We start from the raw sequence: 14,432 nt of genomic DNA, 5'->3' as shown, positions 1-14,432 counted from the left end.
TTTCCCGCAAAGGTAGCAATTCCAAGCTGAAAACGCCTCTGTATCAGAGGAAAATTTTGATACGATTGCTTAAATCTTCGAATTCCTTTTCTTCCGGTTCACCGGTAGGTGTGCCGAAGGGCATCTGTGCAATCAGCATCCAGTCGCCGGGCAGGTTCCAGATGCGGCGTACCTCGTCGTCAATCAAAGGATTGTAGTGTTGCAGGGAGGCCCCCAACCCCATGTCTTCCAGCATAGTCCAGATGGCAAACTGATGCATGGCTGAGGTATGCTGTGACCAAGTAGGGAAATTATCTTTATAGGAAGGAAACGCTTCCTGCAACTTCTTGACGACAGAAGTATCCTCAAAGTAGAGGACAGTACCGTGTCCGCCGGCAAAACAGCCATCAATCTTAACTTCCGTCTTGGCAAAGGCCTCGGCGGAGATACGCGCTTTCAAGGTTTCCTTCACGATGCTCCACAATTTCTTATGTTCGTCGCCCAGCAGCAATACAATTCTCGTAGACTGTGAATTGAAAGCTGAAGGCACATTCTTTACGGCTTCACGAATAACGTGTACTACTTCTTCATCCAGCACCGGCGAATCACTGCCGATAGAGTAATAACTACGGCGATGCGCCATAGCTTCTGCAAATGTTCTCTTCATTTTTGTACTTTCTTTTAAATTTTCATTTATTCATTTTCTATCCGCCATACAAAGAAACAAATGAAAGAGGGAAGTGGTTCGGATTTTCTTTTTTACCTTTGTCCGCAGTTATGAAGAAAAGAAAATACTACGTCGTATGGGCGGGAGTCAGCCCGGGCATCTACACCTCTTGGACGGACTGCCAACTGCAGACCAAAGGCTACCAAGGAGCGAAATACAAATCGTTCGAAACACGTGAAGAAGCAGAAAAAGCCTTTGCCTCTTCGCCGTACGCGTACATCAAGCGGTCGGCTCCCTCTCCTGCCAAGACTACTCCCGGCGCCGACGCTCCCCTTCCCGCCGCCGTCGCAGAAAACAGCCTTGCTGTAGATGCTGCCTGCAGCGGAAATCCCGGTGCCATGGAGTACCGGGGAGTACACGTCGCCAGCCGTCAGGAAATCTTTCACTTCGGGCCGATGTACGGTACCAATAATATCGGAGAATTTCTGGCCATTGTTCACGGATTGGCCTTGCTGAAGCAAAAAGGCTTCGACATGCCCATCTACAGTGACAGCGTGAACGCCATCAACTGGATAAAACAGAAAAAATGCAAGACCAAACTGCCACGCGACGCCAAGACCGAAGAGCTCTTCCGCCTGATAGAACGTGCGGAGAAGTGGTTGCGCGAAAATACCTATACCACCCGCATCCTGAAATGGGAGACGAATCAATGGGGGGAGATACCCGCTGACTTCGGACGGAAATAATTTATCCACTAAGGTTCATTTTACTATAAATGAGTCTAAAATATCATCGATTCTTTTTCGCATCTCCGAATGCACTCTCTATATATCTTCTGATATAAAAATCATCACTTTATGCACAATATCACCACTTTATTGTAGCAAGTAGAAACGAGGTAGGCAATGAAACATCCTGCACCCTAAAATCGGGTGTGATGTAGAGTAAACCTCTCCACAAAAAGGAGATGTGTCAAAACACCAAAAATATGAAAATCACCCCTGTCACAGATATCTGTAGCAAGGGTGATTTTGTTAAAAGGAGGGTTTTGACACACCCTCCTGCTAGACAGCTATCGGCTTTCAGCTTATCAACAAGCCTCAGCCATAGCGTCTTATTTACTATACGATGCCTTCACGAAAGGAGCCTCAAGTAAGTAGTCAAGACTCTGCTTCACACTCTCTTCTACGGAGCAACTGTATTTCTCTATCTCAGCTACGATGTGGCGCACACCGGCAGTATCCGTATTCTTGAAGATAGCATCATAACCTACCATACCACTCTGTCCTATCTCGCGGTGATCCTTGATATGGAGCATGGTGAAACGTCCGGGATACTTGTTGAAGTAATCCACCGGGCTGTTCTGGCCGCGCACTACCCAGTAAACGTCCATCTGGAAGAATACATATTCGGGGTTGGTGTGTTGCAGCATGTAGTCCAGCATCAGTTCCTTGTCCTCCACTTTCTGGAATTCATGGGCATGATTGTGATAGCCATATTTCAGACCGGCAGCCAGGCAGCGCTTGCCCACTTCATTGTAATAGTCGCAGTAGGTCTGCAAGTCTTTCAATGTCTTGGGAACGTTCATCCACGGAGTTACGATATACTCCATACCGGCCTCCTTATGGGCAGTAATGCACTGGTCCCACCATTTCAAGGCTTCCGTAAAGTTGCCCGAAGCCAGTTCCTCGTCCGACAACCCGCGGGTAGTGTGTGAAGAAAGCACGGTCATACCGCTCTTTTCCACCATCTGCTTGAACTCTTGGGGAGTCTTGCCGTAGAACTTACCGTCATTGTAGTTGGCGGCCTCCACACTGGTATAGCCCATATCAGCCAGGTCCTTCAGAATCCGGTCGAGGTTACTACCGTCCTTCACCAAGTCTCTTACAGAGTAGAGCTGTATGGCTACTTCCTTTTTCGTCGTTTCCGGCATTGTTTCCGTGCTGTGGGTGCTACAGCTTGTAGTCATCATGGACAAGCACAGTGCTGGCAAAATCATCATCTGTTTGATTCTCATAATACTATCTTTAAAAAAGGATTAGTCGAGAACCTTTACACGGATGTTGCGGAACCATACGTCATCACCATGATCTTGCAATCCGATGAAACCTTCGTGATTCTCACCACCGCAATTGTTCAGCAATTCGAAGGCCAAGGGCCACTTCTTTTCGCTGAATTTGCTAGCCTGCAACATATCAGTCCATTGTTTGGTCCACAAGTGATATTCCACTACATTCTCATCGTTCTGACCATGAACCACAGTGCCTTTATATACCATGATTTTGGCTTTGTTCCATTCACCGAAAGGATTTGCATTCTGCGGAACAGCAGGAATCATATCATAAAGAGAAGCCGATTGGCGGTTGTTGTCCTTGCCCAATTTGGCATCAGGATGGTTGGCATTGTCCAGTACCTGATATTCGGGAGCAGAGATATAGATGGGTTCCAATACTTCGTTGCCGTCATTATCCTTGGAAGTAATCTCCTGAGCCAAATAGAAGATACCGGAGTTACCACCTTTGGAAACCTTCCATTCCAGTTCCAACTCAAAATTTTTGAACTTGTGAGCAAAAATCAAGTCGCCCCCCTCACCTGTCTGGCCTTCACCTGTACCACTTCCGCAGAACTTGATGCAGCCGTCCTCAATAATCCAACGGGAAGGCACCTTATCCTTACCGTAACCGCGCCATCCGTTGAAGCTTGTTCCGTCAAAGATAGTGATGTAACCATCTGCGTCTACCGGCAAATCCAGGGTTTCGGTTTCGTCGGCTTTCAGAGACTTGGAGTAGGACACTGTAGTAGTAGTAGCTACGACTTCTTCCGTAGCGTTCGATTTCTTTGCACTGCCACCGCAAGAGGCAAGCATGCCTCCAATAAGGCAACAAGCCAAAGGATAATATATTTTCCTCATAATCTGAAAAATTAAATGATTAGTATTCGTTTATGAGCATCAGAAACCTAGTTCCGATGCTCTTTTTAATGTTTATCTGGGCATATCGGGCAACTTCCAGCCTTCGCGGTAGTTGTGCTTGATGAGCTCTTCTGCAAAAGCTTTGGCATTTACCGGATCTGTCCAAGTCTTGTCGAAGCTCGGATGGCCGTTGTGTATCTTAAAGCCGTCCTTGATGACCGTACGAAGTGTTTCATCATCACCGATATTAGTGAAGCGCATATTGGCACCGTCCCATTCCAATGTCTTGTTCAAACCTTGCAGACGAACAGCCAATACACCCATTGCCACCATTTCGTTCATCGGTCCTGCTTCAGAGAAGTCTGACTTAGGCATTACGCGGCTGGAAGGACTTTCCTTGCAAGCACGTACCCAGTCCATCTCATGACCGCCACTCATAGCCTTCGGCACACGGCGGCAAACCTTCGGTGCATTGGGCACACGGCCGGAGAGCAGCCACGGGTTCTGTCCGTAGCAACCGCAAATCAGCGTGTCCTTCGTTCCGTGGAAAATGGTCAGACCGCCACCGCTCTGCATCAGCTGCTTTCCTTCGGGGAAGCCTTTCGGACGTTCGGGCATCATGCCACCGTCGTACCAGTGTACTTCCACCTCAGGCATAGCTACCTTCGGCATATTCTCACGAGCAGGGAAAGTCAGCTTCACGTGCTGTGCTTGCGGAGCGCAGGCATTGAGCAATAATGTAGACGAACCTTCCACTTTAGTAGGATACAGCAACTTCAAAGCTCTGAACGGCTGGTGCAGGATGTGGCAAGCCATATCACCCAAAGCACCCGTACCATAATCCCACCATCCGCGCCAGTTCCAAGGATGATAAATCTCGTTATATGGATTCATCTTGGCCGGACCGGTAAATAAATCCCAGTTCAGGGTTTTGGGAATGCGATCTTCCTTTTCAGGAACATTCAATCCTTGCGGCCAGATGGGACGGTCAGTAGCACATTCCACTTTCGTCACGTCACCGATTTCACCGTTCCATATCCACTCGCATACCAAGTCGGTGCCTTCGTCCGAAGAACCTTGGTTACCCATCTGGGTAACTACCCCCGTAGAAGCGGCCAATCGGGTAAGCAGACGGGACTCATATACGGAATGCGTCAACGGTTTCTGGCAATATACATGTTTGCCCATCGTCATGGCATCAGCTGTGATGATGGCATGTGTATGGTCGGCAGTAGCGATGATAACGGCATCGATATCCTTGCCCATTTCATCGTACATCTTACGATAGTCCCAATACTTTTTCGCATTAGGAAGCTCATCGAACACACCTTTCGCATAGCGCCAGTCTACGTCACAAAGTGCCACGATGTTTTCCGTAGCTTTCACATGGTTGATATTGGTATGTCCCATACCACCGATACCTACGGCAGCAATGTTCAAACGGTCACTGGGAGGTACGTGTCCGTGGCTCTTACCCAAAATGCTGCTCGGAGCAATGGTAAGTCCCGCCAAAGCTAAACCTCCGGTCTTAAGAAATTCTCTTCTTGTAAATTTCGACATGGTTCTTTAGATTTTAAAATCGGTTAATATTATGTGTTTTGAAAAACATTTTTTACTTCGGATTCACACAATGGTCTTCTTCGGACGAAGCAACCCGTAACCATCCTTCATGTGACGGCGACGCTCTCTGATTTCTTCCAGTGTCTGCAAATTGCCTATACCGGGCAGGTCATGGCAGCGAGCATCGTCCAAAAATGTCCATCCGTACTGAGAGGCTACTGCCGAATCGCGCATCAGAGGCAACCCGGGATCACGCTTGCCGCTCTCGATGGAGTCGGCCATGAGGTTGCACAGTTTATCCAGATTCTTTCCACCGAAGGGTTTTTCCAGACGAAGAGTACGACTGACGCCATGAAGTTCTACGATAGCAGTACGGAAGTCGTGTGTCATGCGCACGATGCCTTTGGTACCGATTATATCCGTATAGGCATTGTGTGTCTGATTCTGAGACAGTTGTCCATAGACAAATCCCTGTGTGACATCGAACACAATACCGTTCTCGAATGTGCCGTGGCACTGCACCCACCAAGGGTCTTTGTAATCCCACATGCGCATGCCTTGTGCGTGCCAACTTTTATATTCACTGCCGGCATACCAACGGGCAATATCTATGTAATGCATGCCGCAATCGTGATAAGCCGGGCCTTCGTACTCGTGTCCTTCACCCGGTGCTAATCCTGGAGTCATATGGCAGATACGCAGAATAGCCAGTTCACCAATCTCGCCTTCGGCAATGAATTGCTTCATAGCTTGGTGATACCAGGAATTGCGCAGGTAGAGGTTGACAGCGGCAATTTTGTCATACTTCTCAATCAGGTCCACAATTTCCCACTCTTTGTCGATGGTATCGGCAATGGGTTTTTCCGTAAGAATGTGTTTGCTACTATGAACGGCTTTCTCTATTTGTTCTTTCCTGGAATTTGCCAATGCAAAAAGACCAACAGCTTCTACACTCTGATCGTCAAAGATTTCTTGTTCATCGGATATGATTCTGGATGACGGAGAAAGGTTTCCGGCCAGTTCCCGAGAGGCAGGGTCGGTATCGCAGATGTAAGCTATGTCCCACCGACCGCTCTTCTGCATCTCTTCCCAATACATCTGCCCCATTCTGCCGAACCCTATCAAACCAACTTTTATTTTCATGGATTATGATATTTTTATAATAAGATTTATCTCGTGCCTGATGATTGTGTTTTTGCAAAAGTAAGACAATTCTTTATAGAAAAGACGAATTTGTTTGTTAAAAAAGTGCAAAACATCTCGTCCTTTCTCCTCTGCACGAAGCGGCGAAGCAGCAAGAAGCCCCCCCCTTTCCGAGGGTTTTCCGGCTGTATGTATTTCATTCCATCCATATACATGATATTGTCTCATTTTTATAAGAAGTCTGCAAGAAAAGGAACCAAGCGTACCCGGTTCCGTATCATCCCTATTTTCTTTTTACCTGTCTGGAAAACTTCTTCAACACCTGTTTGAAAAACTTTTCTAAATCTAATTTTCCTCTTAAAACATAATCATTCTTTAAAAAGCCTGTGCCGATTGAACGGCCGCAGCCCATATCTTATTTTTGTGTTGCTTGGGCAAAATTATGTTATTATAATAAGAAAAAACAGAGAGAGTAAACGTCATAAGTAGGTAAAAGTAGATTCAAAAAAAATAATCATATTGATATACAAACGATTATATTACACATAAAGGAGCTAAAAAGTAGATTTTAAAGAGGTATATAGGAGATGTTGCTGGTCGGTTTCGCTCATTGGGGCATTCGTTTTTGGGGATACCGATTTTTCAGATTGCAGATGAATCCCGGCTACATGAACAGAATCCCGGCAAACGAATGCCAAGACTCTGTTTATAGCTGAAAGAAACGAACAAGATTCACTTGCGATATCCGGCATCCGCTCGGGTGCCGAAACGACTCTTCCTAGTGCCGTTCCAGCAGGATTCTGTCAACCAAAGTTCCTTGAGTGTCGCGTATTTCAAGCTGCAACCGGTCGCCGCTCGTCTGCCCGTCTATCACCGTATTGTGTGCATTGACCACCACCGGGAAACGCACCTGTGAGTCGGGGTTGCAGTGCAGGTAGCGGTGCAGGTGACCGCAAAGCATGGCATCAATGCCCGCTTCGTTGAGGATGGGCACGAATTTATCAAGTACTTCTTGCGGCCCGTGCCACAGACCCTTGACAGGTTGCGGGGGCATGTGTGCAATGACAATCCGGAACTTGGCATCGCGAAATTCGGGAGCGCGTACGGCTTCTTTCAGCCATTCGGCCTGTTCGTTACGGTAGTTGTCATAGTCAGTAATACCGCTGTACTCGATATCCGTGTCAGGCTTATCCTCACCGGTATCAAGCACGAGGAAGCATACGGGACCCTGGCGGAACATGTAATACAAATGAGACTCCTTGGGCGAGAAGTAGTGCTGAAAGGAGGTGGCAAACAGACCCCTTGTCTCGTGATTGCCACGTGCATAATACATGGGCACCTGCTTTGCAAACAGGTCGATGGAAACATCCATAAACCCAGAGAAGAGTTCTTCCTCACTTCGCAATTGAGTAAGCATATCACCGTTGAATATTACCATGTCTTTCTGCTGGCAGTGGACGGCATTCAGCAAAGCCGGAATATCAGCCGTGCGTCCATGAATGTCGTTGATGATGGCGAAAGAGGTTTCGGGCTTCGTGGCATCATGGGTGCGGAAGACGGGCGGCCTTGCGGTATATACATCAAGGGCGGCAGTCTTACCGTATATCACCTCCACTCCCTTGTGTTCCAGCACTTCGGTGGCATAGACACGATAGCGGTAGGCGGTGCCGGGCTCAAGCCCGGTCACCTTTACCACATGAAGCAACGAGGTGTTCTTCACACCGTTGGTCGTATCAAAATACTTGCGGCGTTCTTTATTGTAATAATTGCTGCCGTCGTCGGGGGCCAATTCCACCCATCCTACAGAGGGCTTGCTAGCCATCCACACAAAGGTAGCTTCGGTTTCTTTCACATTCTGCAAATAAGGTCCGTGATGAATGCGGATGCGGTCGGCCGCATGTCCGGCCATCGTCAGGCAGACAAAGCAGACGAGACTGAAAACAGTCTTTGTAAGGTCAGAGAAGAATCGTTTCATGTCGTTATCAATCATAGCCTTCGGTTTGTGTCAAGTTAGGATTGGTGTTCAATTGTTCCTGATGGATGGGCAAATAGCGCTGATAAGGATAGAAAGAACGGTCTTCCAGTTTGCGTAACCGCTGGTTTTCCTCGGTGGGCAACTCGATGACTGCACGCATTGCCGGATCGGGATGGGAAGCATCTACGGTGCCTACCATACGGTAGAGCGGACTGTTGAGCAGTGTTTCGGCCAACATCTTGCCGTTTTCATCTTTCCATCTCACCAAGTCGGCACGTCGCAGACCCTCGCCTGCCAACTCTATGCAGCGCTCGCGACGCACGAGTTCACGCAGTTTGGCCTGGGTGGCGTAGCGGCTCCGGTCTACAGCAATGTGTCCACCACGCGTACGCAGTTCGTCAATGATAGCAAATACTTCATCGGTGTTCTCACCTTTCTCTACATTGATTTCGGCAATGGTAAGCAGTACTTCGGCATAACGAAAGAGGATGGGACAAAGTTCGTCATCGGAAAGCGAAGCAGAGTATTGCGAGATGGGCACGGTATATTTGGCCCAAATCATGCCTGTGTGTGTGGCGTTGTTGCCTGCATCCATATAATCGGAGTTTGCTTTTCCGTCAATGGTCTTATCCAATGTATTGTACACGCGCATCTGTCCGTTGGCTCCCAGCCAGTCACGTCCGGGATAGATGATAATTTGTGCCAGACGCGGGTCGCGGTGCGCAAAGGGGTGTATGGGATCGTAACCCGAACCCGGTTCACCGGGCATCAGACCGTTGTCCATTTCGAACATGTCTACCAGATTCTGCGTAGGCACCATGGAGGCCCAGCCGCCATCCTGGTTGCTGAAGAGGCGGATGGTATTACCGAAAGGTTCGGTAGTAGGGATGTGCTGCATGGAACAGATAATCTCTTTCGAATCTCTTCCGCGAAGGCTGAACAATTCTTGGTAGCTGAGGGTCTTTTCAATTTCATAAAGATGCAAGCCTTGGATGTCACGTGCAGCCGAGAGCGCGCGATCCAGATCGCCCCAGTAAAGTGCCGAACGCATCTTGATGGCAAGAGCCGTTCCGCGGGCAATGCGTCCGCGGGCTGCAGGCCGCTCGTCAAGTTCACGGATGGCTTGGTCTAGTTCGTCATAAACAAACTTCTTGACGGTTTCTTCCGAATCGCGCGGCAGTTTGGCTTCATCAGCCAGCTGGGGCAATCCCGTAATCAAGGGAACGCCTCCGTACCAGAAATTCATCTGAAAATAGCGCCAAGCACGGATAGTACGCACTTGCCCCACCAAGTTGTCCTTCGCCTTGGAATCAGTAAAAGGCACCTTATCAATATTGGCCATGAACGTGTTGCAACGTCGTATAATGGAGTAGTCATAATATTTCACTGTGCTAGAACGTGTAGCCGAACCGTTACCCACATACTTGTAACTGCTCGAACCTGTGAAGCTGTAGCAAATGTCGGACATGCAATCGGCAAAGAACACCTCCGAGGAGCCGGTAGCCGGGCTGACCCAATCTTCATAGCAAGCCACCGCAGCCTTTTGAGCGTCGCTTTCAGTTTTCCAGAATGTGGCCGGCGACAAGGCATCTTTGGGAGCAGTGTCAAAGAAATCGTCACACGAGGTCATCAGAACACCTGCCAGCAGAATGGGCAGGAGAAAGTTATTTGGTTTCATAAGCGTCTGTTGTTAAAAGGTTAAATTGATACCGAATGAATGAGTGGCCACTTGCGGATAGTGTGAACCGCGGCCTGAGGGCGATTCCGGGTCGATATTGACCGGCAGATTATCTATTTTGAACAGGTTCTCGGCCGAATAGTAGATACGTGCACGCGAAATGCCGAAACGCCCCAAAGATTGCGAAGGCAGGGTGTAGCCCAACTGGATATTTTTGAAACGCAGGTAGTTAGTCTTGAATATCCAGAACGAGGATACAGTATTGGGGTAGCTGGCTGTATAGTCAGGTTCTACGATACGGGGGAATGTGCCGTTCGGAGTTTCGGGCGACCAAGCATTGAACCAAGCCGTGGCCGGATGACTGGTATCGCCTCTGAAGGCTCCGAACACCTCTTCATTGAAATAGCGCGACACACCACAGGCACCTTGCAGCAAGACAGAAGTATCAAGGCTTTTCCATGAAGCGCTCAGGTTGAGGCCAAATGTAAACTTAGGCTGCTCGGAGCTGATGACATCGCGATCCTTGGAGGTAAGGCGTCCGTCACCGTCGACATCACGATAACGCACATCGCCTGCCTTGAACTTTTTCGACGAGCCGAACGGGTTGCCATATTTTTCGGTATAGGCATCGGCTTCCTCCTGGCTCTTAAACAGGCCGTCGGCCACATAGCCATAGAAAGCATGATAAGGCATGCCCACCCGGTTGATGTGATAGCCGTCTGATTCTATCTGCTCGTTGACCCCACCCAGATTCAATACCTCATTGTGGTTGACAGCGATGTTACCATTGGCACGGAAAGTCCAGTCGTTCCACTCTTTGTGATAACCCAAGGTCATTTCTACGCCCCGGTTGCGCATAGCACCCACGTTGTCCTTGTAGGCACTGAGGCCGAAGCTACCCGGTACCGGCACGTCCATGATGATACCCGTAGTCTTACGGTCATAATAGTCGAAGTTCAAATCGATGCAACCCAGCAGGCTCAAGTCGAAACCTATACCCCAGGTAGTCGATTTCTCCCACGAGATGGTTTCCAGTTTTTGATTTGTCTGTGCAATGCCCGACTCCAGCGAGCCACCGAAAGGATAATTTTTGCCCAACGAGTAGGTCACCAGCCATGGATAATAATCGTCAAGTGCGTCCTGGTTTCCTAATTGTCCCCATGAACCGCGTATTTTGAGCGATTGCAGCCAGTTGCGTGTGCCTTCCATGAAATTTTCTTCAGAAATGCGCCATCCGGCTGAGAGCGAGGGATAATATCCCCAGCGGTTATCGGGGCTGAAGCGTGAAGAGGCATCGGCACGGAAATTGGCCTCGAACAGGTACTTGCCGGCATAGTCGTAGTTGATACGCCCGAAGTAGGACATCATGGCCAGTTCACGTGTAAATCCTTCGTTAGTCTGTGTAGACGAGGTTCCGGCATTGATGTCGGTCAAGTCATTATTCGGAAAATCCCGACGCCCGGCTTTCAGTTCATCATAATTGTACTTTTCAATCTTGTAGCCTGCCAGCGCCTTGAGGTTGTGCTTGCCGAAGTTCTTGGCGTAATTCAACAGAAGATCCAGCGAAGGACGGTTCCACAGGTAATGACGCACTTTAAGCGAATTGGGTCCGTGATACTTGCTTTCATTGTACTGTATATCTTTCACAAAGTCGTTGGTCACCTGCACATTCGACACAAATGCACCCGTAGCCGTAAATTTCAGTTCCTTCAATATCTGGTAATCCAGCGAGAGGATGCCCGAAAAATTTTGTGTCTTGCGCGTCAGCACCTGGTCCAGATCGAGCCATGCCACAGGGTTTCCATCACCTATGGTGCCGTAAGAACCATCTTCATTCTTATAGGGAATCCAAGGAGCAATGAGGTTCAGTTGGCGTATGATTTGGTCGGAACCACCGCCCACATAGGAGTTTGTGGGGTCGTCATATCGGTTGTTGATGTAGGCCAAATTGGTGCGTACAGTAAACTTGTCCGACAGTTTCAGGTCGAGATTGGTGCGCAGATTGAACTGTCGGCGGTTGCTGTGTTGCATGATTCCCTCCTGTCCCAGATATCCGACCGAGGCCATGTATTGCGCGCTTTCGTTACCCCCCGAGATGTTCACATTATGCTGGTGCATGAATCCGCTTCCCTGATACCCGAGTTCGTTCCAGTCGGTGTCAGGATGCCCGTAAGGGTCACTTCCATTGCGGAAGAGTGCAATATCCTCGTCCGTAAAGCGTGGGCTCTTGCCACTGGCTTCGAGGGCACGGTTGTAATACGAGGCGGCGTCAGCGGCGTTCATGCGTTCCACATGCCCCGTAGCACGCTGCCATCCCACCGAACCGTTGTAGGACAGCACGGGACGTCCTGTCTTACCTCGCTTGGTGGTAATAAGGATAACACCATTGGCAGCCTTCGAACCGTAGATGGCAGCAGAGGCAGCGTCTTTCAGCACGGATATGGACTCAATGTCGTTGGGGTCCAGCTGATTCATGGATCCGCCTTCCACACCGTCAATCAGGATGTAGGGCGAAGCATTGTTCAGCGTTCCAGTACCTCGGATACGCATGGTGCTCGAGTCTTCGCCCGGCCGTCCCTGGCTGTTGGTAATGGTGAGTCCCGGAACCAATCCCTGTATGCCCGCTTTAACGGAAGTGATGGGACGTGCAGTCAGCTCCTTGTTCGAAACGGAAGCCACTGCTCCGGTAAGATTGACCTTTGCTTGCGAGCCGTAACCCACTACCACCACTTCATCCAACAACTGTTGGTCTTCTTTCAGTTTTACCGTCAATGCAGACTTGCCATTCACGGGCAAAGCGATAGTAGAATATCCTATATAGCTGAACTCCAGCACAGCGTCAGAAGAAACGGTGATGGCAAAGTTGCCATCATAGTCGGTGATGACTCCCTTTCCGCTTTCGCCCTTTACCAGGACATTGGCGCCTATGATTGGTTCGCCGTTGGCATCGGTCACTGTTCCGGTCACTTGGCGTTGGACGCTTGCCTGTGCGGAAGCAACTTGTTTGGGAGTGATTACAATGGACTTGGATGAAACGATAGTATAGGTCATATCCCGTCCCTTCAGTGCGATGTCGAGCACAGCAGGCACAGAAGCATCTTTCTTGCTAAGGGAGATATCTTTCCGGTTATCTATCACTACGTCCTGATAGGCAAAGCGATAAGTGGTTTGCTTTTCAATTACATCAAACACTTGCCGCAGGGAAGCGTTACGTACATCAATTGTTATTGTGTTCTCTTGTGCCATCAGCGGAAGACCGGCAAGGCAGAACAGGCAGAATGAGACGAATGCTACGAATCTTTTCTTTGCATGTTGGTTCATAATACTTTTTTCAGATTAAGTTTAAAAATGAAATCGGCCGATTTCATAACTAAAGACAAGAAAACACAAAAAAAGTACCGATCCGTTTATATGTTGTACAACATATAAATATCTATTTCTTCTCCAAAATCACTTCTTTGTTCCGGATGCTTGCTTTCAGGTTGTAGGAAAGCTCAATGATTTCCAGTGCCTCGTTCAAATCCTTGGTGGGCAGAGTACCGGTGAAAGTATTATGCACGTACTCCGGACATTCTACCTTGAAACGCAGGTGGTAAGTCTCGCCCAGTGCGTGCAGAATATCGGCCAGCGGCGAGTTACGGAATATCAGTTCACCACGCATCCAGGCTGATGCCGTGGTGATGTCACACGGTTTCACCACGGTAATGCTCCCCGTTTGTTGATCCACAATGGCTTTCTCGGAAGGATTCAGAAAGACGCTGTCATTCTTTTGCGTGGAGATAAGCAACACGCGGCCTTCTTCCAATGCCAATTCGGCTGTCTTGCTGGTGGAGCGAACAGCAAGGTTGAAAGTAGTACCCAGTACTTCGACCCGCAGATGGGAACTACCTATGATAAACGGTGATTGAGGATCACGGCGTACCTCAAAGTATCCTTCGCCACTGAAATAAATGTGCCGTGCTTTTTGATTATAGGTACCAAGACTGTAGGATAAAGCCGACATGGAGTTAAGCGTCACCCGACTTCCGTCGGGCAACAGTACGCTGGCACGCTCTCCTGCATGGGCGGACACTACCACCTCACTCGCTTTCAGCTGTTTGTTATCATGCCGCAGGTAGAAGGTGTATGCCATCAGCAAGGGCAACAGGAGGCCTACGGCCACACGCATATAGGTATATCCGGTGAAGCGCCATCGTTCGGAAGTTTTCGGACCACGGCCTATCCGTCGATCTATCTGCCGCTTCATCCGGTCGACGCACTCGTCATCCACAGCTATGCCGTTCATATCCTTGCGGTTCCAATCATCCAGCAGTTGCTGCTCCAGTTCGTTGTCTGTGGCGCTGTTCACTTGCTGTCTCAGCCGAAGCAGTTCCTCGGCCGTCAATGTGTTGTCTCTATATTTATCTATCAGTTCCTTCATTACCGTCTTTTTCTAATAATGACTTTAGTAGATGACAAAAATTAAATATATGCTGTTAAACATTTAATTTTCAAGTGATTAAATCTGCAAAAGTCCCTG

The 14,432-nt window shown here is 48.8% G+C and carries 10 protein-coding genes; 1 reads left to right on the top strand and 9 read right to left on the bottom strand.

Annotated features, from left to right (window positions below):
• Positions 1-43 precede the first annotated feature (43 nt).
• Positions 44-646 (bottom strand): nitroreductase family protein, encoded by a 603-nt coding sequence (locus M1B78_RS08790; RefSeq protein WP_136008643.1) that lies wholly within the window; start codon positions 644-646, stop codon positions 44-46.
• A gap of 110 nt (positions 647-756) precedes the next feature.
• Between M1B78_RS08790 and M1B78_RS08785 the strand changes: the two genes are divergently transcribed.
• Positions 757-1,392 carry a viroplasmin family protein gene (locus M1B78_RS08785; protein WP_176468407.1) on the top strand — a complete coding sequence of 212 codons (636 nt, stop codon included), beginning with the start codon at positions 757-759 and terminating at the stop codon, positions 1,390-1,392.
• Between the two features lie 368 nt (positions 1,393-1,760).
• Here M1B78_RS08785 and M1B78_RS08780 read toward each other — a convergent pair whose 3' ends face one another.
• From M1B78_RS08780 to M1B78_RS08745, 8 genes are all read right to left on the bottom strand, one after another.
• On the bottom strand, positions 1,761-2,663 hold the full coding sequence (locus M1B78_RS08780; protein ID WP_430732566.1) for a sugar phosphate isomerase/epimerase family protein: 903 nt from the start codon (positions 2,661-2,663) through the stop codon (positions 1,761-1,763).
• Positions 2,664-2,684: 21 nt separating this feature from the next.
• A complete protein-coding gene (locus M1B78_RS08775) occupies positions 2,685-3,557 on the bottom strand; it encodes a 3-keto-disaccharide hydrolase (protein WP_257940446.1) in 873 nt (290 codons plus the stop codon).
• 72 nt (positions 3,558-3,629) lie between these two features.
• Positions 3,630-5,117 carry a Gfo/Idh/MocA family protein gene (locus M1B78_RS08770; protein ID WP_136008648.1) on the bottom strand — a complete coding sequence of 496 codons (1,488 nt, stop codon included), beginning with the start codon at positions 5,115-5,117 and terminating at the stop codon, positions 3,630-3,632.
• 63 nt (positions 5,118-5,180) lie between these two features.
• Positions 5,181-6,260, bottom strand: coding sequence for a Gfo/Idh/MocA family protein (locus M1B78_RS08765; protein WP_257940445.1), 1,080 nt, complete (start codon positions 6,258-6,260; stop codon positions 5,181-5,183).
• A 778-nt stretch (positions 6,261-7,038) separates the two neighbouring features.
• Complete coding sequence (locus tag M1B78_RS08760; protein ID WP_430732565.1) at positions 7,039-8,235, bottom strand: metallophosphoesterase; 1,197 nt, start codon at positions 8,233-8,235, stop codon at positions 7,039-7,041.
• Between the two features lie 7 nt (positions 8,236-8,242).
• Positions 8,243-9,913, bottom strand: coding sequence for a RagB/SusD family nutrient uptake outer membrane protein (locus M1B78_RS08755; protein ID WP_257940444.1), 1,671 nt, complete (start codon positions 9,911-9,913; stop codon positions 8,243-8,245).
• A 12-nt stretch (positions 9,914-9,925) separates the two neighbouring features.
• A complete protein-coding gene (locus tag M1B78_RS08750) occupies positions 9,926-13,234 on the bottom strand; it encodes a SusC/RagA family TonB-linked outer membrane protein (RefSeq protein ID WP_257940443.1) in 3,309 nt (1,102 codons plus the stop codon).
• A 112-nt stretch (positions 13,235-13,346) separates the two neighbouring features.
• Positions 13,347-14,333, bottom strand: coding sequence for a FecR family protein (locus M1B78_RS08745; RefSeq protein WP_257940442.1), 987 nt, complete (start codon positions 14,331-14,333; stop codon positions 13,347-13,349).
• Positions 14,334-14,432: the final 99 nt, after the last annotated feature.

The sequence above is a fragment of the Bacteroides muris (ex Fokt et al. 2023) genome, from assembly GCF_024704895.1.
GTDB classification, from domain to species: Bacteria; Bacteroidota; Bacteroidia; order Bacteroidales; family Bacteroidaceae; genus Bacteroides; species Bacteroides muris.
The sequence above is the reverse complement of the archived record's forward strand: the minus strand, read 5'-3'. Positions and strand labels throughout refer to the sequence as shown.